This is a genomic window from Streptomyces sp. NPDC002181, assembly GCF_042890485.1.
GTDB lineage: Bacteria > Actinomycetota > Actinomycetes > Streptomycetales > Streptomycetaceae > Streptomyces.
Map to the genome: position 1 here is coordinate 1,274,706 of NZ_JBIASC010000001.1, position 23,228 is coordinate 1,297,933.

Here is a 23,228-nt window from a genome sequence, read left to right on the forward strand (position 1 = left end):
CTGTCAGACGGTTGATCCCGGTGGTGGGGACTGCGGTACGTCGGCCAGTGCGCGGTCGACGAGTGCGCCGGCGGCGCCGCTGTACCCGGCCGGGTCGCAGAGCCGTGCGATGTGGTCCGCGTCGAGTCCGTGGCCGGGCATCTCGGCGAGTACGGCGGCCAGGGGCCGCCCGCTCGCGGCGGCGGTGGTCGAGGCCTCGGTCAGCAGCTGTTTGGCGGCGGCCTTGCCCAGGTGCGGGGCGAGGCGGGCCGCGATGCGCTCAGAGACCACCTGGCCGCCGGTGAGGTCGAGGTTCTCCCGCATCCGGCCGGGCCGGACTTCCAGCCCCTCGGCGAGTTCGACAGCGGTGTGGGCGGCTCCGCCGGCCAGGCGCAGGCATTCGCGCAGCAGTTGCCACTCGGCGTGCCAGACGCCGGCGGCGCGCTCGTCCTCGGTGACCAGGCACTGGGTCAGTCCGGCGGCGATCACCGGGACCTGCAGGGCCGCCGCGCGGATCAGCGTGGCGAGCACCGGGTTGCGCTTGTGCGGCATGGCCGAGGAGCTGCCGCGGCCGGCGGCGGTGGGTTCGGCGACCTCGCCCACCTCGGTCCGGGTGAGCGCCTGCACGTCGACGGCGATCTTGCCGAGGGCTCCGGCGGTGAAGGCCAGCGCGGCGGCGAGATCGGCGAAGGGGGTGCGCAGCGCGTGCCACGGCAGTACGGGGCGGGCGAGGCCGGTCTCGGCGGCGAAGGCGTCGACGAGCCGGTCGAGGTAGGGGTGCTCGGTGTCGGCCGCCACGTCGGGGCGGTCGATGTCGGCGTATTCGAGGTAGCCGGCGAGGGTGCCGGCGGCCCCGCCGAGGGAGACCGGCAGGCCCTCGTCCAGGACGCGGGCCAGGCGGGTGTCGGCGTCGAGGACGAGGGCGCGCCAGCCGGCGGCCTTGAGTCCGAAGGTCGTGGGTACGGCGTGCAGGGCCAGGGTGCGGCCCGGCATCAGGGTGTCGCGGTGGGTCCTGGCGAGGCCCGCCAGGGCCTGCGCCGTCCGGGCGAGGTCCGCCCGGATCAGGCGCAGGGCCCTGGCGGCCACCAGCATGGCGCCGGTGTCGAAGATGTCCTGGCTGGTGGAGCCCCGGTGGACGAAGTCCGCGGCTTTCGGGTCGATGGCGCGGACCTGCGCGGTGAGGGCCTGGACGAGGCCCACCACCGGGTTCGCGGTCTCCCGCGAGGCGAGCGCGAGGGCCCTCAGGTCGAACCGCTCGGCCTGTGCCGCTTCGGTGATGACGGCCGCGGCCTCCCCCGGGAGGGTGCCGAGGCTCGCCTGGGCCCGGGCCAGGGCGGCCTCGGCGTCGAGCATGGCCTGGAGCCATGCCCGGTCGCCGACGGCCGCCTCGACCGCGGTGCCGGCCCGCACCGGGGACAGCAGGCCGGCGTCCATCAGAGGGCCCTCGCCGGTCATACGATCACGCCGGGCAGGGTGTCGTCGGCCTGCTGGTCGGCCACCGCGCGGATCCCCGCGGGCAGGCTCGCGACCGGCGGCAGGGCCAGGACGGCCCGGGCGATCGCGTCGGAGTCGCCGAGCGTCACCGAGTCCACGCCGGGCCGGATGCCGGCCGCCGTGACCCAGTGGACCGACTCGGTCGGCACCCCGTAGGCGAAGCGGCGCGCGTGGGCGGTGCCCCGGGCGTCGATGAGCCGGTACGGGCGCTCGGTGACCGCGAGGCCACCGGTCTGGTAGCCGCCCTGCTCGCCCGAGATGACGTACGGCTTCGCCTGGTCGGTGTCCAGCAGGTGCTGGAGCAGCGGGTCGGAGGTGCGCCGCAGGTCGGGCTCGGGCAGCCGGGACTCGATGAGCACCTGCGCCTTGATCTGCGGTCCCGGTACGGACGTGGACGCGGCCACGTACGTCTGGGTGTCGGTGTCGATGCGGACCTGGGTCCCGGGTCCGGTGACGGTCAGGACCCCCGCCTCGATGAGGGCGATCATCTCCTCGATGCGGGTGGCCGGGGGGCCGATGGAGAGGAAGCCGTTGAGCGGGGTGTACCAGCCCTCCAGGTCGTCGCGGTGCGAGTCCCCGTCGAGGCCGCCGTGGTCGACGGCGAGCCGGACCTCGTTGCGCAGGTCGCGCAGGACGTCCAGGGCGGACTTGATCGGGCCGCTGAGGTTGCCCTGGCGGGCGGCGGCGACGTCGGCCGCGAGGTACTCCACCAGCCAGGCCTGGAAGTCGTCGCGGTCGGCGAACTCCCGGTCCCCGTACGGGACGGAGAGCTTCTCCCAGCTCCAGTACTGCTCTTCGGGGATGTCGTACTCGGCGAGCAGCCAGGCGCGGCCCTCGGCGTCCTCGGTCTCCAGGTAGCGCTCGGTGAACGCCTCGCGCTCCTCCGCCTGCCCGTTGGCGGCGAGCAGGGCGCCGTAGTAGACGCTCTCGACCTCCAGGGAGATGAAGGGCCACAGGTCTTCCTTGAAGGTGACCCGGCCGCCGGAGGCGGCCCGCTCGCGCAGGGCGCGCACGTAGTCCGGGGTCAGGAGCTTGGGGAAGTAGCGGCCGTACGCGCCCTTCTCGTTGTCGCCGCGGGCGTGGTACGGGATGCCGCGCCGGGAGAAGGCGTACAGCCGGGGCTCCTGCCCGGACGGCTGGTAGGTGAGCCTGCCGTCCTCGTCGCGGACGAAGGAGCCGCCGCGGCCGTGGCTGAACAGCGCCATGTAGTCGAAGAAGTTCAGCCCCAGGCCGCGGACGAGCACCGTCTGGCCGGGCTTGATCGCAGCGAGGTCCTTGTCGGCGGGGTTGCCCGGCGTCAGGTAGGTCAGGTAGTGGATGCGCGCCAGGGATGCGGTGCGCGCCTCGCGCGGGGTCAGCCGCGCGGGGACGTGACCCTGGGCCAGGATGATGGCGTCGAGGTCGTTGAGGCGGGTGCCGTCCTGGAGCCGGACGCCCTGCGGGCCGCCGGAGATGCCGAGGGTGTCGGCGATGGCCACGGCGCGCGAGCGGTGGACGTGGACGGTGACGTGCTTGGGGGCGCCGACGATGACGCGCTGGAAGCACTCGCTGAGGTAGTTGCCGTAGAAGGCGCGGGTCGGGTAGGTGTCCGGACCCATGGCCGCGGCCTCGGCGAGGGTGCCCTCGTCGTAGTCGCCGAACTGGCCCAGGACGGAGAGGGACTTGGCCCACTCGAACAGGGTCGGGCCGGGCTCGATCGGACCGTCGATCTTGCAGCTGTCGTCCGTGTAGACGGTGATCTGGCAGGCGACGGTGTTCATCAGCAGGTGGCGTGACTGGCCGGAGCGCCAGACCTGGCCGGCGCCGGGCGCGGCCGGGTCCACGACGTGGATGGCGACCGAGTCGTGAACGGGGTTCTCCCGCTCGTTGGCGACCAGGCGCTCGACGACGGACAGGCCGCGGGGGCCGGCGCCGACGACGGCTATCTCAACGGACGAGCTGCTCATGCGATATCTCCGATGCGGTAGGGATGCAGGGTGGGAGCCGGGTCTGTGCGGGGTGGGCCGGGCGCGGTGGCGCGGAGGGCTTCACCGGGCGCTCAGGCGGCGTCGGCCTTGACCTCGGTTCCGGTTGCGGCTTCGGTGTCCGTGCCGGCCTCGTCCTGTGCCCCGCCCGCGACCAGTCGGGCGAGTTCGAGGCGCTTGATCTTGGTGGTGGAGGTCTGCGGGACGTCCTCCAGACGCCACTGGACCGGTGCGGCGAGCTTCGGCAGGCCGATGACCGCGGACTTCCACGCGATCAGGTCGAGCGGCTTGTCGTCGCGGGTGCAGACGACCGGGACCGGGACCCCGTCGGGGCCGGGGATGATGATGACCTCGATGAGCTCGTGCAGGCGGGTGAAGAGCTTGTCCTCGATCTCCAGGGTCGAGCCGATGCCCGGGATCTCGTCGACCTCGCGGTCGAGCAGGTGCAGGCAGCCCCACTTGGTGCGGTAGCCGAGGTCGCCCATGCGCCACCAGCCGTCGTTGACCTGCTTCTCCCAGCGCTCGTGCTCGGAGTGGTAGGTGATGATCCGGCCGTCGGACTTGATCTCGATGAAGCCCGGGTTGTCCTTGGTGACGGGATTGCCGTCACGGCTGACGACGCGGACGCCGGTCATGCCGGGGAACGGGGAGCCGACGCAGCGGCCGTCGAAGTCGGCGCCGCCCTTGCGGGTGTAGGTGCGGGCCGCGATCGGGCCGACCTCGCTCTGGCCGTAGGCCTGGGCGAAGAGCGCGTTCTTCCGCTTGCTCGCCTTGAGCAGGATGCTGACCGTGCGCGGGTGGATCGCGTCGAAGGTCGAGCTGAAGTACTTGACGTTGGCGAGGGGCCCGCGGGGGTCGTCGGCCAGCTCCTCCCAGCGCAGGAACGTGTTGGGGTGGGCCTCGATGAAGCCGGGCGGGACCTGGGAGAAGATGTCGCCCACGGTCTCCGGGTCGTCCTCCTTGAGGACGATCAGGGTGTGGCCCTGGAGGATCGAGATCGGCATGGCCGTGAACATCCGGGAGTGGACGAACGACACGTGGACCGCGACCGGTTCGCGCTTGGGCACGGCCGAGAAGACCGTCGCCTGCGGGCGGTAGCGGGCCTCGAAGGTGTGGCCGGTGTGTACGGCCAGCTTCGGGGTGCCGGTGGTGCCCGAGGTGTGCGTGATCAGGGTGGGGTGCTCCGGCGGCATCGGGATCGCCTGGACGCGGGGGACGCCCGCGAGGGAGGCCAGTTCGACGGCCTTCTCGGAGGTGCCCGAGGTCAGCAGCACCCCGGACGTGATGTCGAAGATCTCGGCCGGCAGGTTGGTGTCGAGCTTTTCCTGGTCGGTGATCAGGAAGGGCTGGTCGATGCGGCGCACCAGCGTCGCGACCGTCTCGCCGTCCAGCTTCGGGGACAGCAGGGCCGGGATCGCGCCGATGCGGGCGATCGCGCAGGCCAGCAGCGAGATGTCGAAGCCGTCGGCCTTGTGCACGACGACGTGGTGGTTGGGCCGTACGCCGACCGACCACAGCCGTGAGGCGAAGTCGTCGACCAGGTCCGCGAGTTCGGTGAAGGTGGGGCGGCGCCCGAGCTGCGGGGCGATGTCCAGGTCGTGGTCCATGACCACGAGGCCCGCGGGGGTGCGGGCGGCCGCTCGGTCGAAGAGCGTACCCAGCCGGATGCCCTTGTTTCCTATGCGCTGGAGAAGCATGGCCTCGTTCTCTCAAGAGTGTCTTCGATGACGTACGGGGAGTGGGCCGGCACCGGGAGGGAAGCCGGTGCCGGCGTCCGGGTGCGGCAACGCGGGCTCAGCGGCCTTCGACGACGTCGCGGATGCGGGCGAGGGTGGCGTCGAGGTCCCCGACGAGCTTCTCGGTCCAGTCGGTGATGAACTGCTTGCGCTGGACCTCGTCCAGATCGGCGACGATCTTGTGGATGCCGGCCGTGGCCTTGCCCATGCGGAAGTGGTGGACGAGGACCGAGCCCTCCTGGGCCGGCTCGATGTCGAAGCCCCAGACGGACTCCTGGTCCTCCTGGGCGTGGGTCAGCATCATCCAGCGGAAGGTGCGGCCGGGCTCGGCCGCCGTGACGCGGGCCTCGGTGTACCAGGTGCCGCGCACCAGCGGGGCCCAGCCGACGACGTCCTCGGCGCGCAGGTTCTCGCCGCGGAAAATCGCTCCGACGGTTGAAGGTTCACCGGAAATCCACTCGCCGCCCATGCATTCCGGGCTCCACTCGGCGCTCCGGGTCAGGTCGCTGACGACGTCGTAGATCTCCTGCGCAGTGGCCGCGACGGGAATGTCCGCGCGGACCTCGAAAAGCGGGGTCGAGTCGATGATGGAGTTCGTCATGGCCGAAATACTGCTGCTCCGTGAATCGCCACTCAAGGCTGTTATCGCGGGTCCATCAGGTCTTTTACCCGTGTATTGCACAAGGAAAATAAAGGCATGCCGGAGCGGCGCCGCAATAATGATCCCGCGGCGCCGCTCGCAGTTATTCCGCAGACTTTTACATCAGGAACGGGCGCGCAGTACCAGCTTTCCCGTCACCTTGCCCTCGTCCAGCAGGCGGTGCGCCTCGGCCGCCGCCGACAGCGGCAGCACCTCGGTGCCGCGCGGCCGCAGCAGCCCGGCCGCCGTCAGCTTGTTGACGTGGGCGGCCGCGGCCGCCAGCCGGCCCGCGGTGGCGTGCGAGATCGCGAAGCCGCGCACCGAACAGTCCTTGAGGTACAGCGGCCCCACGGGCAGCACGGGACGGGTGCGCATGCCCGAGAGCAGCACGATCCGGCCGCGGCTCGCGAGCAGGTCGACCGCGGTCTCCAGGTCGTTGCGGGCCGAGGTGTCGACGTGGATGTCCACCCCGTCCGGGCTGAGCTCGCGGATCCGGGCCGGCACGTCGGGGTCGTTGTAGTCGATGACCTCGGCCGCGCCGAGCTCCCGTACGTAGTCGAAGTCGCGCGGCGAGGACGTGGCGATCACCCGGGCTCCGGCGTGCGCGGCCATCGTGACCAGCGCGCTGCCCACGTTGCCCGCGGCGCCCAGCACCAGCACGGTGTCGCCGGCGGTGATGCCGCCCTGGTCGAAGAGGGCGAGGTAGGCCGTGACGGCGGGGTGCGCGAGGGCCACCGCGTCGACCGGGTCCACCCCCTCGGGCAGCGGGTAGAGCCGCTCGGCCGGGACGACGGCCTGCTCGGCGGCGGCGCCCTGGCGGCCGTCGTGCCCGAGGCTGTTGCACCAGACCCGGTCGCCCGGCGCGAAGCGGTGCGCGACCGCGGCGCCGGCGGACAGCACGGTCCCGACGAGGTCCCGGCCGATCACGAAGGGGAAGTCGAGGGGGGTGCGCCAGGCACCCGAGCGGACGAAGGTGTCGACGTGGTTGACGGAGACGACGTCGACCTCGACGAGCACGTCGGACGGCCCCGGCCGCGGAGCGGGCAGCTCACCGAAGCGGATGAGCTCTGCGGGACCCAACTGTTCGATATAGGCGGCATGCATGGTCCGGATTCTGTTCGCAGCGGCCGCCACAGGAAACCCGCTGCCGCTTTTCAATCAAGTGTGACTTATCCATCAGGACACGGTTCCGTCAGGTGCGGGTGCCCCACCTGACGGAGTGACTATCGGCCAGTGGGTGCCACACCAATTCCCCAGCAGCATCGATAATCCGCCACCCCTCAGTTCTGCCCATGCGCAAGACTTGGGCCCATTTCCTGGGAGTTTCCTGTGGTTACTGCATCACTCACCGTCAGAAAAGCATCGGCCCTACAACAGCCCGACTGGGCCGATTCCCCCGACCTGACCAAAGTAAAGGACGATCTTTCCCAGCGTCCCGCGCTGGTCAATGCCGGAGACGTCCGCCGCCTGCGCTCCCACCTCGCGCGGGTGGCGGCGGGCGAGGCCTTCATCGTCCAGGCGGGCGACTGCGCCGAGGACCCGGCGGAGTGCGACGCCGGGTACATCGCCCGCAAGTCCGCCCTCCTCGACATGCTCGCCGGCACGCTGAAGATGGTCACGCACAAGCCGGTGGTGCGGATCGGCCGGCTCGCCGGCCAGTTCGCCAAGCCGCGCTCGCGCCCGACCGAGGTCGTGGACGGCGTCGAACTGCCCGTCTACCGCGGGCACATGGTCAACGGCCCCGAGGCCGGCCTGGCCGAGCGACTTCCCGACCCCTTCCGCCTGCTCTCCGGATACCGCTCCGCCGCGCAGGCCATGGCCCACCTCGGCTGGACCGACCCGGCGCGCCGCTCCGGCATCTGCCCGCCGGTGTGGACCAGCCACGAGGCGCTGCTCCTCGACTACGAACTGCCCATGATGCGCTGGGACGAGGAGGGCAGCCCGCTGCTGACCTCGACCCACTTCCCGTGGATCGGCGAGCGCACCCGCCAGATCGACGGCCCCCACGTCGACATGCTGGCCGGGGTCGTCAACCCGGTCGCCTGCAAGGTGGGACCGTCGATGGAGCCCGAGGAGCTCATCGAGCTCTGCCGGCGCCTCGACCCCTGGCGCGAGCCCGGCCGCCTCACCCTGATCGCCCGCATGGGAGCCGACCTGGTCGCCGAGCGCCTGCCCGCGCTCGTCGACGCGGTGCGGCAGGCCGGCCACCCGGTGGTCTGGCTGACCGACCCCATGCACGGCAACACCTTCTCCGCCCCCGGCGGCCACAAGACCCGTCTCGTCGAGACCGTCGTCAAGGAGATCCAGGGCTTCCAGGCGGCCGTGGCCCAGGGCGGCGGCGTCGCGGGCGGACTCCACCTGGAGACCACCCCGGACGACGTCACCGAGTGCGCGACCGGCGACGACCAGCTGCACACGGTCGGAGACAGGTACACGAGCCTGTGCGACCCCCGCCTCAACCCGAACCAGGCCTACGCCGTGGTGACGCAATGGCGAGCCTGAACCAGCAGGGAGATTGGACATGGAGAACAAGGTCGCCCTCGTCACCGGAGCCGCAGGAGGCATCGGCTTTGCCGTAGCCCGCAGGCTCGCCGAAGAGGGCGCGACGGTGGCCGCCGTCGACCGGGACGCCGAACGGCTCCTGGAATCGGTGGAGAAGCTCGTCGCCGACGGGCTGGACGTCCACGCCCACCCGGCCGACGTCACCGTCACCGCGCAGGTCGAGGCCGTCGTCGACGCGGTCGAGTCCGAACTGGGCGAGCTGGACTTCCTCGTCAACACGGCGGGGATCCTGCGCCTGGGCGAGGTGCGCGACTTCAGCGACGAGGACTGGCTCCAGACCTTCGAGGTCAACGTCAGCGGCGTCTTCCGGCTGTCCCGCGCCGCCGTCAACCGGATGATCCCCCGCAACCGCGGGGCCATCGTCACCGTCGCCTCGAACGCGTCCGGCACCCCGCGCACCGCCATGGGCGCCTACGGCGCGTCCAAGGCCGCCGCGACCATGCTCACCAAGACGCTCGGCCTGGAAGTGGCCAAGCACAACATCCGCTGCAACATCGTCGCCCCCGGGTCCACCGACACGGCGATGCTCGCCTCGATGTGGGAGGACGAGCAGGGCCCCGCGAGGACCATCGCGGGCAGCCCCGAGTCCTTCAAGGTCGGCATCCCGCTGGGCAAGCTCGCCCGGACCAACGACATCGCCGAATCCGTGATCTTCCTGCTGTCCGACCGGGCGGCGCACATCACCCTGCACGTCCTGACCGTGGACGGCGGAGCCACGCTCGGCGCGTGAGACCTCCACCGACCGCCCCGCCCACTCCTGCGCAACCTTTTCGAGGAACAGACATCCGAGAGGACCGTCATGGCCGGCATACCGACCATCGAGCCCTATCCCCTCCCGACCGCGGGAGACATTCCCCCGTCCATACCGCAGTGGACCTTCGACCCTGACCGGGCCGTACTGCTCGTCCACGACATGCAGCGCTACTTCCTCGCGCCCTTCCCCGAAGCGCTGCGCGCCGAGCTCACCGACAACGCCGTACTGCTGCGCGAGCACTTCAAGGCCCACGGCGCCCCCGTGGCCTACACCGCCCAGCCCGGCGGCATGACCCCCGAGCAGCGCGGGCTGCTCGCCGACATCTGGGGTCCGGGGATGCGTACGACGCCCGAGGACCGCGAGGTGGTCCCCGCGCTGGCACCCGGCCCCGAGGACTGGGTCTGCACCAAGTGGCGCTACAGCGCCTTCTTCAACACCGACCTGCTGGAGCGCATGCGCGCCGCCGGCCGGGACCAGCTCGTCATCTGCGGCGTCTACGCGCACGTCGGCGTGCTGACCACGGCCATCGAGTCCTTCAGCCACGACATCCAGACCTTCCTGGTCGCGGACGCGACCGGCGACTTCAGCGAGCTGGAACACAGGCTGGCCATCGACTACGCGTCCAAGCGGTGCGCGGTCGTCACCACCGCCAAGGAGATCGCGGGATGACCTCTCCCCTGCTGGCCCGCGTCCTGGGCCCCAATCCACCACCCTTCGCCCTTCTCTACCGCCCCGAGGCCACCGGCCCCGGAATCCTCGACGTGATCATCGGCGAGAGCGCCACCGTCGACTCGCTGGCGCAGCTCCGTGCGTCAGGTGCCGCGCCGTCCGCCCCGGCCGCGGCGGACGGCGCCCGGCACGAGGTGCTCGCGCTCATCCCGTACCGGCAGATCTCCGAGCGGGGCTTCGCCGCCCCCGACGAGGACACCCCGCTGGTCGCGATGACCGTCACCGGGCAGGAGCGGATCTCCCTGGTCGAGGCCCTCACCCGGATCCCCGACCTGCCGATCGACCTCGACGGAGGGGAGTTCGACGTCTCCGACGAGGAGTACGCGGACACCGTGCGCCGGGTGATCTCCGACGAGATCGGCGAGGGCGCGGGCGCCAACTTCGTCCTCAAGCGGTCCTGGACCACCGGCATCCGCGCGTACTCCACCGGCCACGCCCTGACCCTCTTCCGGCGCCTGCTCCAGCGGGAGTCGGGCGCGTACTGGACCTTCGTCGTGCACACCGGCGAGCGCACCCTCGTCGGCGCCAGTCCCGAGCGGCACGTCAGCCTCCGCGAGGGCACCGCCGTCATGAACCCGATCAGCGGCACGTACCGCTATCCGGCGGCCGGGCCCTCGCTGCCGGAGGTGATGGACTTCCTCGCCGACACCAAGGAGGTCGACGAGCTCTACATGGTGGTGGACGAGGAACTCAAGATGATGGCCCGGATCTGCGAGGGCGGTGCCCGCGTCGACGGTCCGTACCTCAAGGAGATGGCCCGCCTCGCCCACACCGAGTACTTCATCGAGGGCCGCAGCACGCGGCCCCCGGAGGAGATACTGCGCGAGACCCTCTTCGCCCCGACCGTCACCGGCAGCCCGCTCGAGAGCGCGGCCCAGGTGATCGCCAAGTACGAGCCGCAGGGCCGCGGTTACTACAGCGGCGTACTGGCGCTGATCGGCCGTGACGAACAGGGCGGGGACGCGCTGGACTCCTCCATCCTGATCCGCACGGCCGACATCGGCTCCGGCGGCGAGGTGCGCATCGGGGTCGGTGCCACCCTCGTGCGCCACTCCGACCCCTGGTCGGAGGTGGCCGAGACCGCCGCCAAGGCCGCCGGTCTGCTCGCGGCCCTGGAATCGCAGGGCTCCGCCGCCCGGTTCGCCGGCCACCCCACCGTCCGCGCGGCCCTGGAGGACCGCAACCGCACGATCGCCGGCTACTGGCTCAAGGAGGACCAGGACCGGGCCTCCGTCGATCCGGCGCTGGCCGGCCGGCGGGTCCTGGTGGTGGACGCCGAGGACACGTTCACGGCGATGATCGCCCGCCAGCTGGACTCGATCGGCCTCGACGTGACGATCCGACGCTTCGACGAGCCGTACTCCTTCGACGGACACGACCTGGTGGTCATGGGCCCCGGCCCCGGCGACCCCCGGGACGGCTCCCACCCCAAGATCGCCCACCTGCGCACGGCGGTACGGACCCTGCTGGACGAACGGCGGCCCTTCCTGGCCGTCTGCCTCAGCCACCAGGTGCTGTCCACCGCGCTCGGCTTCGACCTGGTCCGCCGGAACGAGCCCAACCAGGGCGTCCAGAAGGAGATCGACTTCTTCGGCCGGCCCGAACGGGTCGGTTTCTACAACACCTTCGCCGCCCGCTCCCTGGTCGACAGCGCCGTCGTCCCGGGCGTAGGGCGCCTGGACATCAGCCGCGATCCGGAAACCGGGGAGGTGCACGCCCTGCGCGGCCCGCACTTCGCCTCGATGCAGTTCCACGCCGAGTCGGTGCTGACACAGAACGGACCGCGCATCACCGGGGAGCTCCTGGCCTCGCTGACCGCGCGGATGCTCGCCGCCTGACGCGGCGCGGGGCGGTCCGGCCTCCCGGACCGCCCCGCGGCCCCGTACCTGACAAGGTCCCACGGACGCCGTTGTCGGCATTTCCCCGGGACGGAACCATGAGTTTCACGCAGTGTTGAGGAGTCGTAGAAATGATCACGACGGGAAATCACGGTGCGCGCAATGCTTTTTCGGTGGGCGTGCTCGGTACGGGGTCGTACGTACCGGCTCATGTCGTCTCCAACGAAGAAGTCGGAGCGCCGGCCGGAGTCGATCACGAATGGATACTCGGCAAGACGGGAATACGCGAACGCCGTTGGGCAAAGCCCGATGAGGCAACATCCGATCTCGCGGTGATCGCGGGTCGGGCGGCACTGGAGAGTGCCGGCATCCGCGCCCGTCAGCTGTCCCTCATCGTCGTCGCGACCTCCACCCCCGACCAGCCGCAGCCGCCGACCGCTTCCGTGGTCGCCGACGAGCTCGGCGCGGACCAGGGCACCGCCGCCTTCGACGTCAACGGTGTCTGCACGGGCTTCCTGTTCGCCCTGACCACGGCTCAGGGCATGCTCGCGGCCTCCTCCGGCGAGGGCTACGCCCTGGTCATCGGGGCGGACGTCTACTCACGGATCCTCAATCGCGAGGACCGGCGCACCACGATCCTGTTCGGTGACGGCGCCGGCGCCGTCGTCCTCGGCCCGGTGGCCGGGGAGGACCGCGGCGTCCTCGCCAACCGGCTGGCCAGCTACGCGGCCGACCGGCACCTGATCGAAGTTCCCGGCGGCGGCAGCCGCATTCCGGCCACGCCGGAAATCCTCGCCGAGGGACTCCAGTACTTCACCATGAACGGCCGGGGCGTCCGCGATTTCGTCGCCGACAACGTCCCGCCCGCCATCGACGCATTCCTTTCGGAGCGGGGTCTCACCCCGGCCGATATCGCGCACTTCGTTCCGCACCAGGCCAACGGACGCATGCTGGAAAACCTCTCCGAGGAAATCGGGGTGGGCATCGACCGCACCTGGACCACGTACGAGAGGTACGGCAACACCGGCTCCGCCTCCGTCCCGATCACCCTCGACCGCGCGGCCCGCTCGGGCCGGCTGGCCGAGGGCGACCTGGTCCTGCTCGCGGGCTTCGGCGGGGGCATGGCCCTCGGTCTGTCGCTGATCCGCTGGTAGTCACCTCCCGCACACCCCTCCCCTCCCTGCGTTCCCCGCCCCGCCGGAGAGCGACACCCTTCAAGGAGAACCCATGCTGGACGCAACCCCGATCGACGACGCCCGGGTCGACGCCTACCTCACCCGGATCGGCGCCACCCGCCCGGCGCAGCCCGACCTCGCCGGGCTGCGGCACCTGGCCGAACGCGCCGTGCTGTCCGTCCCGTTCGAGAACCTCGACTACCACCTCGAAGGCCGCGAGATCCACATGGACAAGCGGTCCGTGGACAAGGTCGCGATCGACAGCCGCGGCGGCGGCTGCTACGAGGTCAACCCGGCGCTGGGCTTCGTGCTGGAGGCCCTGGGCTACGAGGTCGACATCCTGCCGGGCCGCGTGCACCGGCCGGAGGGCGTGGGCCCGTTCCTCGGCCACCTCGCCCTCAAGGTGACCATCGGCGAGAACGCGTACCTCGTCGACACCGGCTTCGGCCGCAACAGCCGTTTCCCGCTCGACTGGAACAGCCGCGAGGTCCAGGGCGACCCGCACGGCGAGTACCAGCTCAAGGACGTCGAGGACAAGCCCGGCACCGTGGACCTGTGGCTCGGCGGCCGCCCGCTGTACCAGGTGGTCGAGACCCCGGTCCGCATCGAGGACTACGCCCCGTCGCTGTGGTGGTACCGCACGGCGCCCGACTCCTCTTTCATGCAGGCCCTGTTCTGCTCCATCCGCACCGAGAACGGTCTGGTGACCCTCAAGGGCCGCCACCTGAACGTCGTCGACGGCGACCAGCGCTCGAAGACCGTCCTCCAGGACGACGCCGAGGTCATCGCCGCGTACAAGACGCACTTCGGCATCAGCCTCGACCGCCTGCCCACCGAGCCGGAGAACTCCATCACCACCGGCGTCCGCACCGACTGAGAGAGTCCCAGAGGCCATGGCTGACCTGATAGCCGGCGAGAGCCGGCCCACGAGAGAGGGCGAAGCGGTTTCCGCCGCCGGGGCGTCCGACCTGGACGTCCTGGTGGTCGGGGCCGGCCCCACCGGACTGCTGACCGCCGTCGAACTGCTGCGGCGCGGCATCAGGGTCCGCGTGATCGACCGCGCCGTCGAACCCATGCTGACTCCCAAGGCCCTGTCCGTCTGGCCGCGCGCCCTCGACATCCTTGAGGACACCGGTCTGGGCGGCGTGGTCGACGAGGAGTCCGTACGGATCAACACGCTGAGCTACTTCTCCGAACGGCGCCCGCTGGCCTCCTTCGGATTCACCGACGACCTGGCGTGCCGCACCCTGCCCCAGCACGTCACCGAGCGGCTGCTCACCGAGCGGCTGCAGGAACTCGGCGGCAAGATCGAGCGCGGGGTGCGGCTGCTGGCCCTGGACGGACTGGACTACTCCGGCCGGATCGAGGCCACCGACGGCGTGACGGCGGTGCTGGAGACCCCCGAGGGGCTGCAGCGGATCCGGGTGCCGTTCGTCGTCGGCGCCGACGGTGCCGGCAGCGCCGTCCGCGGCCAGCTCGGCGTCGGATTCGAGGGATCCACTTATGAGATGGCCTTCGCGCTCATCGATGCCCGCATTGATGGGTATCTCCCTCCGGACGAGTGCCACTTCTACCAGTCCGCGAACGGCGCCCTGGTGATCGTGCCCATCCCGGGCGGCATCTTCCGCTTCCTGTCGGTCATGCCGCAGGGCGGCGGCGAGGTCGACGCCGCCATGATGCAGGCCGTCATCGACGAGCGCGGGCCGCGCGGCGTACGGATCAAGGAGGCGGTTTGGAAGGCCGTGTTCCGGGTTCACGCCCGGCGGGCGAGCGAATTCCAGCGCGGCCGGGTCTTCCTGGCCGGCGACGCCGCCCACGTGCACAGCCCGGCCGGCGGGCAGGGCATGAACAACGGCCTCCAGGACGCGCACAACCTCGCCTGGAAGCTGGCCTCGGTGATCCGGGGCGAGTCCCCCTCCTCCCTGCTCTCCTCTTACGGCGAGGAGCGTGCGGAGGTCACCCGGCAGCTCGTGCGCGACACCGACTTCCAGACCCGGGCCTGGCTGTTCAAGTCCAAGGCCAGCGTGGCGGCGCGCGACGCGGCCTTCCGGCTCCTCGACCGGACCGGGATCGTCTCGGAGTTCTACGCCCCGGTGATGGCCGGCCGTCGGCTCTCGTACCCGCCGACCCGCGACACCCAGCAGCCCTCGGGCTGGACGGGCTGCCGCGTACGGCGTTCCCTGCCCGGCGTGCTGGAGGTGGGAGCGGTCTTCCCGCGCCGTCTGGCACTCGCGTACGGGATCTCCGGACCGGCCGCGGATCCGCACGGCTGGAATCTGGTGGTCGTCCCGGACGGGAACCGGGGCTGGGAAGAGGAATTGGGCCACATCGTGGCGCAATGGCCACTGTTGCGGCAAGTGACGGTACGGCGCCGCGACGCCGCCGCGCAGGCCGGATGCGGCTCCGCGGGCTACTACCTGATCCGGCCGGACGGTCATATCGCCGCTCACGGCCATGCACGGGATCTGGGAAGGCTCGAAGCGGAACTGCGACTCTCCTTTTCCTGAGCGCCAATCCACCGATATCCGAACGGCGATATCCGGCCAATGAAATACCGGATAGCCCCCCGGTTTTCTCGTTAGACTGCCCGTTCCCGTTCCGTTCCCATACCGGCTCCTGCTCAAGCGGGAACGGAGAGGGACTGGAGCAGGAAGCCCCGTTGCGAATCTCTGTCATGTCGAAAGCGACACGGGATTTCCAAACAAACAAGGGGTTCGAAATGCGCGGCAAGCTCGCTGGTCTGGTCGGTATCTTCGCGGTCGCCCTCGCCCTGGGCCTGGGTGCGGCAGTAGAGCAGGACCACGAGGCCAACGGCACCAGCCACTCCGTACTGGCCGACAACAAGGGCCCGGGCGTCGCCCCGTCCACGCCCCCGACCACGCCGCCGGCGACCCCCACGGGCGTCTGAACCAACCCCCGCGCAAGCAGTGGGCCCCGTCCGGGAAACCGGACGGGGCCCACTGCTTTTGCCGTACCACCACCACCGCGCACCCGCGCTCCGGTCAGAGGGTGCGCCGCCCCTCGGGCGGCACCCCCATCGCCTCGAAGAGCATCTCGGCCCGCTCCCGGTACTGGGCGGCGGCCGGCAGGCCGAGCTGCCCGGCCGCGGCCGCCATCCCGTCCAGCGCGTGGGCCATCTCGACGCGGTACTCCATCACCTCGGCACAGGCGAGCGCCCGCTCGTGCAGGCGCAGGGCCTCTTCGTGCCGGCCGTTGCGGGCGTGCCGGAGCGCCAGGATGTTGTCCACCCGGGAGCGCCGCTGCGGAGAGGTTCTGTGACTGATCAGCTCCAGGGCCCGGTCCTCCTGCTCCTGCGCCCGGTGGGCGTCACCGAGCCGGTCGCTCACGTCCGACCAGACCGCGAGGGTCAGGACCAGGTGCTCTTCCACGGCGGTGGCGCTCAGCGCCCACGCCCGCGTCACGCTGACGTGGGCGGCCTCGAACTCGCCCTTGCCGATCTGGGCCAGGGCCATGCTCGTCCACGCGGTGACCTCCCCGCCCGAGTGGGGGTGGGTCCGGGAGATCTCGATCGCGCGGTGGACGGCTTCGGCCGCCTCGTCGTGGCGGCCCAGTGCCAGGCACACCGTGCCGAGCGTGTTGAGGTCCTCCGCCTGCTGCTGCGCCAGACGCTTGACGTCCCCCGTCTGGAAGGCCCGTACGGCCTGCGTCGTGTAGTCGTACGCGCTCGTCAGGTTCCCCATCGCGTAGTGCGCGAGCCCGAGCAGCCCGAGGGAGACCGCCTCGTCGTCCAGGCCCCCGGCCTTGCGCGCCCAGTCGAGCGCTTCCTCCCCTGCCTCCACCGCCTCGGTGAAGCGGCCGAGCCTCCAGCACGCCACCCCGAGGTTGTTGAGGGCCCGGCAGATCAGCAGGGGATCGCCCATGCCGCGCGTCGCGATGAGGCCCGCCCGGCACACCGCCTCGAACTCCGCGAACCGTCCGCGCAGGTTCAGGTGGAAGGACGCGTTGCGTGCCAGGGCGAACACCAGGCGCGGGCTCTCCTCGTGGCCGCCCCGGGCCAGCAGGGTCTGGACGCCCGCGGACTCCCGGTCGAACCACTCCAGGGTGCGGTCCTCACGGCGCATCGGCGGCAGCGCGTACGCGGTTCCGGGCGCGTCCACGTCCATCCTGCGGCGACTGGGGAACAGCAGCGTGCACGCGGCCTCGGTCGCCGCCGTGTAGTAGGCGAGCAGCCGGCCGTCGGCCTCCCGGGCCTCGCGCCCGCCCCTGCCCTCGCCGAGGGAGAGCGCGTACGTGCGCACCAGGTCGTGGAAGGCGTACCGCCCCGGTTCGTTCTGCACCAGCAGGTGCATGTCGAGGAGGTCCTCCAGCATGTCCTCCGCGTCCCGGACCCCGGTCTCCAGCAGGGCCGCGGCCGAGTAGACGTCGACCTCTCCGCCCGGATGCAGGCCGAGCAGGCAGAACGCGGCCTGGAGCTCGGGTTCCAGGGCCTTGTACGACAGGCTGAGCGTGGCGGCCACGCTGCGCTCGCCCGCGCTCAGCTCGTCCAGCCTGCGGGTCTCGTCCTCCAGCCTTTCGACCAGGTAGCGCACGGTCCAGCGCGGACGGTTGCGCAGCCGGGCCACGGCCAGCCGCAGGGCCAGCGGGAGGTGGCCGCACAGGTCGGCGAGTTCGGCGGCGGCCTCCGGCTCCCTGGCCACCCGGCTGTCTCCGAGGATCTCGTCGAGCATCACCCGGCTCTCCCGCGGCTCCATCACCCCGAGCGAGATCCAGTCCGCGCCGTCCAGGTCGAGCAGCCGGGCCCGGCTGGTGACCAGCACCAGGCACTCGGTGGAGGACGGGAGCAGGGGCAGCACCTGGCCGGCGTCGAGGGCGTTGTCGAAGAGCAGCAGCAGGCGCCGGCCCGTCAGGGTGGCCCGCCACAGGCCGATCAGGCCCGCCTCGTCGTCGGGAATGCTGTCGGCGGGCACGCCGAGGGTGCGCAGCAGACCGCCGAGGGTGGCGGCCGGCCGCTGCGGCTTCTCACCGGGGGTGAAGCCGCGCAGGTCGGCGTAGAGCTGGCCGTCCGGGTACTCCTCGGCCAGCTGGTACGCGGTGCGCACCGCCAGCGAGGTCTTGCCGCAGCCGCCCATGCCGTCGATCGCGACGACCCGGGACCCTTCTCCCGCGTCCTGGCGGCACGCCTCCAGCACCTCGGCCAGCTCGCGCTCACGACCGGTGAAGTCGGGAATGCCGGGCGGCAGGGTGCAGGGGGCGCCGTGCAGGGAGGCGAGGGTCGGGAAGCGGTCGCTCCCGGCGCCGGACGGCGCCGGCCGTCGGGCGTCCGGAGCGGCCGCCTCCGGCGGCTGCGGCGCGGGCGGACCGGCCACGGACACCGGCCGGGCGGCCGGTCCGGCGAGCTCCGGGGAGGCGCGCAGGATGTCCTCGTACAACTTGGTGAGCTGCGTGCTGGGGTCTATGCCCAGTTCCTCGACGAGCAGTTCGCGGACCTTGGCGTACTCGGCGAGCGCCTCGGCCTGCCGGCCGGAGCGGTACAGCGCCAGGATCAGATGGCCGCGCAGCGATTCCCGCAGCGGGTGCTGTGCGATGAGCGTGCGCAGGTCTCCGATGAGTTCGCCGGCCTCCCCCAGGGCCAGGCGCAGTTCGAAGAGCTGCTCGGCCGCCCCCAGCCGGCGTTCCTCCAGTACCGCCCCCGCGGCCTCGACCACCGAGCCGCCGGCACCCGACATCACCGGGCCGCGCCACAGGGCCAGGGCGGCGCGCAGCTGGTCGGCCGCCTCCTGGGGCTGGCCCACGGCGACGGCGCGCCGGGCCTGCTGCATGTGTCCGTTGAATTCGAGCAGGTCGAGCTGCTCGTCCCCCACCTGTACGCGGTAGCCGGGACCGTCCGTGACGATCAGCTTCCCGCCCCCCGGGATCCGGCGCCGCAGGTCGGCGACGGCCTTGCGTACCTGGTGGGAAGCGGTTACCGGAGGTTCCTCATCCCACACCGCCTCCACAAGACGGACAACCGGGACAATATTTCCCGGTTCGAGCAGCAGAGTGGCAAGAACTCGTTCGTAAATTTGCCCGCCGAGCTTTAACCGTTCTCCCGCCATCCACCCTTCAAGCGGTCCAAGAATGTTGAAACGCACCTGGCTTTCCACTGAATTCGCCATGGCCTCCTTGCCCATCCCCCTCAATGCCCCCTGCTGAAGAGCCTTCCCCAGGATCCTAAGAGCTTCCGGTGGGAAGCGGTAGCGAAGAGGGAACGAAGCGGGAACGGCTGCTCGCACAGTTGCGTCCTGACTCGGACTCAGGAGCAGCGATGAAGACTTTCGGCCTCGGCGCCAGCCGGCGGACCGTGCGGCGCGCGGCGAACCATTCCGGCACCCGGCCTGCCGCCGCGCACAGCGCCTACCAAGCACCTGTAGCCACTCCTCCGGCACAGGCCCCCCACTCCCCACCCGCCATACCGTCGACCACGACGGCCGACCACAGAGCGCAGATCGTCGAAGCGATGATCTCGGAGCTCGCACCTCAGCTGTTCATGTCGCTGCGCCGCAGCGACCAGCGCGCCCGCGGTGAGCAGTACCTGCGGGGACTGCTCTACGCGGAAGGGCGCAAGTCGATCCGCAACATGGCCGGAGTCGTCGGCGGAGCGGGCACCGAGCAGTCGCTGCACCACTTCATCAGCGAATCCACCTGGAACTGGGCCCCGATGCGCGCCGCGCTCGCCCGGCACGTGGAGCAGACGGTCCAGCCCAAGGCCTGGGTCGTCCAGTCCATGCCGATCCAGAAGGCGGGCGAGCAGTCGGCGGGCATAGACCGCCGGTTCGTCCCCGAGCTGGGGCACTCCGTGCACGGCCAGCACTCCTTCGGCCTGTGGATGGCCTCGGAGGCGATGAGCGCGCCGGTCAACTGGCGGCTGTACCTCTCCCCTTCCTGGCTCCAGGACGAGGAGAAGCGCCGCCGGGCCGACATCCCCGACTGGGTGGAGGAGGAATCGCCGGGCGAGTGCGCCACCGCCTCCGCCCTCGACGTCCTCGCCTGGGGCGACGTGGAGCGCCGCCCGGTGGTGCTGCCCTCCCGCGACTTCGTCAGCAGCGCCGTGCTGAGCCGCTTCCACGCCGCGGGAGTTCCCGTCATGGCCCGGATGCGTCCCATGGACCAGCTGCGGGTCGCCGACACGGCCATGCCCGGGTACGGCGCCGGACCGATACCGCTGGCCGACATGCTCCAGCACGTCCGCGGGCTGCGCCGGCCCGTCGAATGGCTGGACCCCTCATCGGGGACGCCCGTCGTGCGCAGCACCCTGGTCGCCGGCATACGCGTCGAGCTGCCGCAGCCGCGCCGTTCGCCCGCCGGTCCGCAGCAGTGGCTGCTGATGGGCGAGTGGACCAACCGCAACGGCCCGCCCAGCGAGTTGTGGCTCACGGATCTCACCACGACCTCGCTCGACGGGCTGATGCGGCTGGCCAAGCTCAGCCGGCGGACGGCCTTCGACAGCGCCGTCACCGGTGAGCGGGCCGGTCTGCGCGACTTCGCCGGCCGCTCCTTCAAGGGCTGGCACCGTCACCTCACGCTCGCCTCGGCCGCCCACAGCGTCGCGATCGGCGCCGACCACGCCGCTGGCCGCACTCGGGCCGAGGGTTCGTCCGACAGTCCGTCGCGGAACCGGCCGCTGCGGCAGATGGGCTGAGGCGTGTCGTCCGAGGATGACGGTACGCCGAGCACAGGGGAATGTTCGGGGCCCGCTCCCATGCTCCCTCGGCCCGCCTCACGCGGGGCTTCCCGCGGTCTGCGGCGCCTTCCCGGCGGCCGGGGCCGGCTGCGGGAGGCGCGTGGCGACCAGGCCGACGGTGGTGAAGTAGACCGCCCAGCCGAGCCAGGCCCAGCCGCCCCAGCCGACGGAGGTGGTGATGAGAGGGGGTCCCACGACGGTGGTGACGGCGAAGCCGAGGTTGAAGGCGGCGAGGTAGCCGGTCTTGCGGCCCTCGGGGATGTGCAGCAGGGCGGCGCCGGTGGCGCCGGACATGATGTACAGCTCCCCGAGGGAGAAGAGCAGCGCGGCTGCGACCACCAGGGCCAGGTTCGTGGTCGCGTCGCCGAACACCGTCAGCGGTACGACCCCCGCTGCCAGAGCCGACAGCAGCCCGCCGCGCCGCATCATCCTGCGGGCCGTGCGGAAGTCGTCCGACCCCTTGCTGATCCGGACCTGGAGGGCGACGACGACGGCGGTGTTGAGGACCTGGACCACGGTCACGGTCCAGGCGGGAGCCTGCGTCTGCTGGACCACCCACAGCGGGACCCCGAGCCCGAGGACCAGCGCCGACATGGTCAGGGCCCCGTACAGGACGGTGATGCGCAGGAAGGCCCGGTCGCGCAGGACGCTGCCGCGTGAGGGGCCGCCCCGCGCGGCCCCGGCCGGGCTTCCGCCGTCGGCGAGGGTCCGGCAGACGGCGGCGCAGCCGATGAACAGGACGGCGGAGAGCACCATCACCGCCCGGTAGGCCCAGGCCTCGTCGATCGCGATGGCCGCCCCGGAGGGCAGCGCGCCGGCCGCCATGCCGGCGTTGCGCAGCGACCGGAGCCGGGCGAGGGCCCCGACCGCCTCCTCGTTGCTCGCCCGTGCGATGAGCCCCGATTCGATCAGCGGGCTGATGCCCCGGCTCAGCACCCCCGCGACCGCCGAGGCGAGCAGGGCGGCGACGAAGGAGGAGGACACGGCCAGCGCCAGGAAGGCGGCGGCCCGGACCAGGAACAGGACGGTGAGCACGGTACGGGTGCCGAAGCGCTCGGCGGCCCGCGCGATGGGCATGGCCCCCAGCAGCGAGGTGATGCCGGCGATGCCGAGGACGAGCCCGATCTCGGCGTTGGGCAGTTCCACGGCCTTGTGGAAGAAGAGGACGGACAGGGACAGGTACATCCCGAGTCCGACGGCGTCGGATAGTCCAGTGGCGTAGATGCGTTTCTTCATCGGAGCGATCCCCACGTCATGAGTAGGCGGGATTGCGGAGTCGGGCGGGGCAGGGGGTGTGTGTCCACGGCTACGTGGCCAGGGCCGGGACGGGCTCGGACGGTGCGCCGGCCGCCTCTTCGAGTGCGATGCCGAGGGCCCGCTCGATCCGGCCGGCGAGCTCCAGGGCCCCGGCGGGCGTCGGCGCGCCGAGCATGAACGTCGCCAGGTGCAGGGTCCGGTCCCGGCTCGCCGACTGGCCGATCCCGAAACGCGGCTTCACGTAGGCCAGTTCGGGGAAGGCCGCCATGAGCTCCGCCACCGGGGTCTGCGCGGTCACCAGCCACTCGCCGGCCGGGATCGGCACCATCCTCACCAGCGCCGTCCGCGTGAACTCGGGCACGGCGTCCGGTGCCAGGCCCAGTGCGCTGCGGCCGATCTGCTCGGCGTAGTCGTACCCTGCGCCGACCTCGAACATGACCGGCATCGGCCCGCCCGCGCGGGCGTTGACCTCGATGACGCGCGGCCCGTGCGGGGTCAGCGCGATCTCCGTGTGCACGGCCCCCGTCGTCAGCCCGATGGCCCGGATCGCCCGGTCCGCGCAGTCGACGACGGCCGCCCGGTCGGCCGCGCCGAGCCTCGACGGCATCGACGCGCCCTCCTCCGCGTAACCGTGGCGCAGCCGGATCCGGTCGGAGACGGCCAGGTGGTGCCGCTCCCCGGCCGCGAGGAGTGATTCGACGCTGCAGTAGGCGGCCCAGCCGCTGTCTCCGTCCGCCTCCAGTTCGAGACGCTCTTCCAGCAGGAAGACGTCCTCGCTCTGGAGGAAGGCCGAGACGGTGGCCCGGCCGTCGCGGTACGCCTCGACGAGTTCCCCGTACGTGCGGACCAGCCGCACGCTCTGGCTGCCGGCGCCGAGCGAGGGCTTGAAGACGGCGGGGAGCCCGATGCTCCGGGCCGCCTCCGCCAGGTCGGCCTCCTCGCGGATCTCCGCGAACCGAGGTGAGGGCACCCCCTGTTCGGCGAAGACCCGCCGCTGGCGGGACTTGGACTGGGCGATGCCCACCGCCTCGGGCGCGTTGCCCGGCAGCCCGAGGCGTTCGGCCAGCTCGGCCTGCGGCCGCAGCAGCAGCTCCGAGTAGGTGACCACGCCCGACACCGGGTACCGCTCGTGGAGGGCGAGGCCCACGGTCACGGCGTCGTCGAGGCCGGCGGCGGTGAGGAACTCACCGCGCAGTCCGCGTGCGGCCCAGTCGGCGCGCACCGGTTCCGGGTCGCCCCATGCCGCGATGTGGACGACGGAGACCGCCGGGCCGATCCGCGAGAGGGAGTCGAGCGCCGCGGCGGGCGGATGGCCGCCGATCCCCGAGATCAGCAGCAGGTGCGGCTGGTCCTCGGGTCCGGCGGACGGGCGGGCGGGGCGGGGGGTCATGGCGCGTCCTTTCAGGTGACGGGCTTGCC

The 23,228-nt window shown here is 71.6% G+C and carries 17 protein-coding genes; 9 read left to right on the plus strand and 8 right to left on the minus strand.

Annotated features, from left to right (window positions below):
- Positions 1-3: 3 nt before the first annotated feature.
- The 5 genes from pcaB to ACFYXV_RS05985 all read right to left on the minus strand — a co-directional run bounded on the left by pcaB (position 4) and on the right by ACFYXV_RS05985 (position 6,917).
- A complete protein-coding gene (pcaB, locus tag ACFYXV_RS05965; protein WP_389382079.1) occupies positions 4-1,413 on the minus strand; it encodes a 3-carboxy-cis,cis-muconate cycloisomerase in 1,410 nt (469 codons plus the stop codon).
- Positions 1,414-1,430: 17 nt separating this feature from the next.
- The gene (locus ACFYXV_RS05970; protein WP_385471789.1) at positions 1,431-3,419 is read right to left on the minus strand and encodes an FAD/NAD(P)-binding protein; all 1,989 of its coding nucleotides are present in this window, start codon (positions 3,417-3,419) and stop codon (positions 1,431-1,433) included.
- A gap of 92 nt (positions 3,420-3,511) precedes the next feature.
- Positions 3,512-5,134: an AMP-binding protein gene (locus ACFYXV_RS05975; protein ID WP_385471787.1), complete on the minus strand. Its 1,623-nt coding sequence runs from the start codon at positions 5,132-5,134 to the stop codon at positions 3,512-3,514.
- A gap of 97 nt (positions 5,135-5,231) precedes the next feature.
- Positions 5,232-5,774 carry an SRPBCC family protein gene (locus ACFYXV_RS05980; RefSeq protein WP_048477423.1) on the minus strand — a complete coding sequence of 181 codons (543 nt, stop codon included), beginning with the start codon at positions 5,772-5,774 and terminating at the stop codon, positions 5,232-5,234.
- 162 nt (positions 5,775-5,936) lie between these two features.
- A complete protein-coding gene (locus ACFYXV_RS05985; RefSeq protein WP_389382080.1) occupies positions 5,937-6,917 on the minus strand; it encodes an NADPH:quinone reductase in 981 nt (326 codons plus the stop codon).
- Positions 6,918-7,142: 225 nt separating this feature from the next.
- On the opposite strand from ACFYXV_RS05985, the gene ACFYXV_RS05990 reads away from it, so the two are divergent.
- From ACFYXV_RS05990 to ACFYXV_RS06025, 8 genes are all read left to right on the plus strand, one after another.
- Positions 7,143-8,315, plus strand: a complete 1,173-nt coding sequence (locus tag ACFYXV_RS05990) for a 3-deoxy-7-phosphoheptulonate synthase (RefSeq protein ID WP_385471781.1) — start codon at positions 7,143-7,145, stop codon at positions 8,313-8,315.
- Positions 8,316-8,334: 19 nt separating this feature from the next.
- On the plus strand, positions 8,335-9,105 hold the full coding sequence (locus tag ACFYXV_RS05995) for a 2,3-dihydro-2,3-dihydroxybenzoate dehydrogenase (protein WP_383349353.1): 771 nt from the start codon (positions 8,335-8,337) through the stop codon (positions 9,103-9,105).
- A 69-nt stretch (positions 9,106-9,174) separates the two neighbouring features.
- Positions 9,175-9,798, plus strand: coding sequence for an isochorismatase family protein (locus tag ACFYXV_RS06000; RefSeq protein WP_385471777.1), 624 nt, complete (start codon positions 9,175-9,177; stop codon positions 9,796-9,798).
- The gene (locus tag ACFYXV_RS06005) at positions 9,795-11,696 is read left to right on the plus strand and encodes an anthranilate synthase family protein (protein ID WP_389382081.1); all 1,902 of its coding nucleotides are present in this window, start codon (positions 9,795-9,797) and stop codon (positions 11,694-11,696) included. The genes ACFYXV_RS06000 and ACFYXV_RS06005 overlap by 4 nt, the downstream gene beginning before the upstream one ends.
- 131 nt (positions 11,697-11,827) lie before the next feature.
- Positions 11,828-12,850 carry a 3-oxoacyl-ACP synthase III family protein gene (locus ACFYXV_RS06010; protein WP_383349344.1) on the plus strand — a complete coding sequence of 341 codons (1,023 nt, stop codon included), beginning with the start codon at positions 11,828-11,830 and terminating at the stop codon, positions 12,848-12,850.
- A gap of 73 nt (positions 12,851-12,923) precedes the next feature.
- Positions 12,924-13,748 carry an arylamine N-acetyltransferase gene (locus tag ACFYXV_RS06015; protein WP_383349341.1) on the plus strand — a complete coding sequence of 275 codons (825 nt, stop codon included), beginning with the start codon at positions 12,924-12,926 and terminating at the stop codon, positions 13,746-13,748.
- A 16-nt stretch (positions 13,749-13,764) separates the two neighbouring features.
- The gene (locus ACFYXV_RS06020) at positions 13,765-15,378 is read left to right on the plus strand and encodes an FAD-dependent monooxygenase (RefSeq protein WP_385471771.1); all 1,614 of its coding nucleotides are present in this window, start codon (positions 13,765-13,767) and stop codon (positions 15,376-15,378) included.
- Between the two features lie 212 nt (positions 15,379-15,590).
- Positions 15,591-15,779: a hypothetical protein gene (locus ACFYXV_RS06025; RefSeq protein ID WP_383349335.1), complete on the plus strand. Its 189-nt coding sequence runs from the start codon at positions 15,591-15,593 to the stop codon at positions 15,777-15,779.
- Between the two features lie 94 nt (positions 15,780-15,873).
- Here the strand turns inward: ACFYXV_RS06025 and ACFYXV_RS06030 are convergent, their stop codons facing one another.
- Positions 15,874-18,819, minus strand: coding sequence for a BTAD domain-containing putative transcriptional regulator (locus ACFYXV_RS06030; RefSeq protein ID WP_385471768.1), 2,946 nt, complete (start codon positions 18,817-18,819; stop codon positions 15,874-15,876).
- A 509-nt stretch (positions 18,820-19,328) separates the two neighbouring features.
- Between ACFYXV_RS06030 and ACFYXV_RS06035 the strand changes: the two genes are divergently transcribed.
- Positions 19,329-20,510 carry an IS701 family transposase gene (locus ACFYXV_RS06035; RefSeq protein WP_385471765.1) on the plus strand — a complete coding sequence of 394 codons (1,182 nt, stop codon included), beginning with the start codon at positions 19,329-19,331 and terminating at the stop codon, positions 20,508-20,510.
- A 78-nt stretch (positions 20,511-20,588) separates the two neighbouring features.
- Here the strand turns inward: ACFYXV_RS06035 and ACFYXV_RS06040 are convergent, their stop codons facing one another.
- Together ACFYXV_RS06040 and ACFYXV_RS06045 are read right to left on the minus strand one after the other, a co-directional pair.
- Positions 20,589-21,788, minus strand: a complete 1,200-nt coding sequence (locus ACFYXV_RS06040; protein ID WP_389382083.1) for an MFS transporter — start codon at positions 21,786-21,788, stop codon at positions 20,589-20,591.
- Between the two features lie 70 nt (positions 21,789-21,858).
- Positions 21,859-23,199, minus strand: a complete 1,341-nt coding sequence (locus ACFYXV_RS06045; protein ID WP_389382084.1) for an acetyl-CoA carboxylase biotin carboxylase subunit family protein — start codon at positions 23,197-23,199, stop codon at positions 21,859-21,861.
- Between the last annotated feature and the right edge of the window lie 29 nt (positions 23,200-23,228).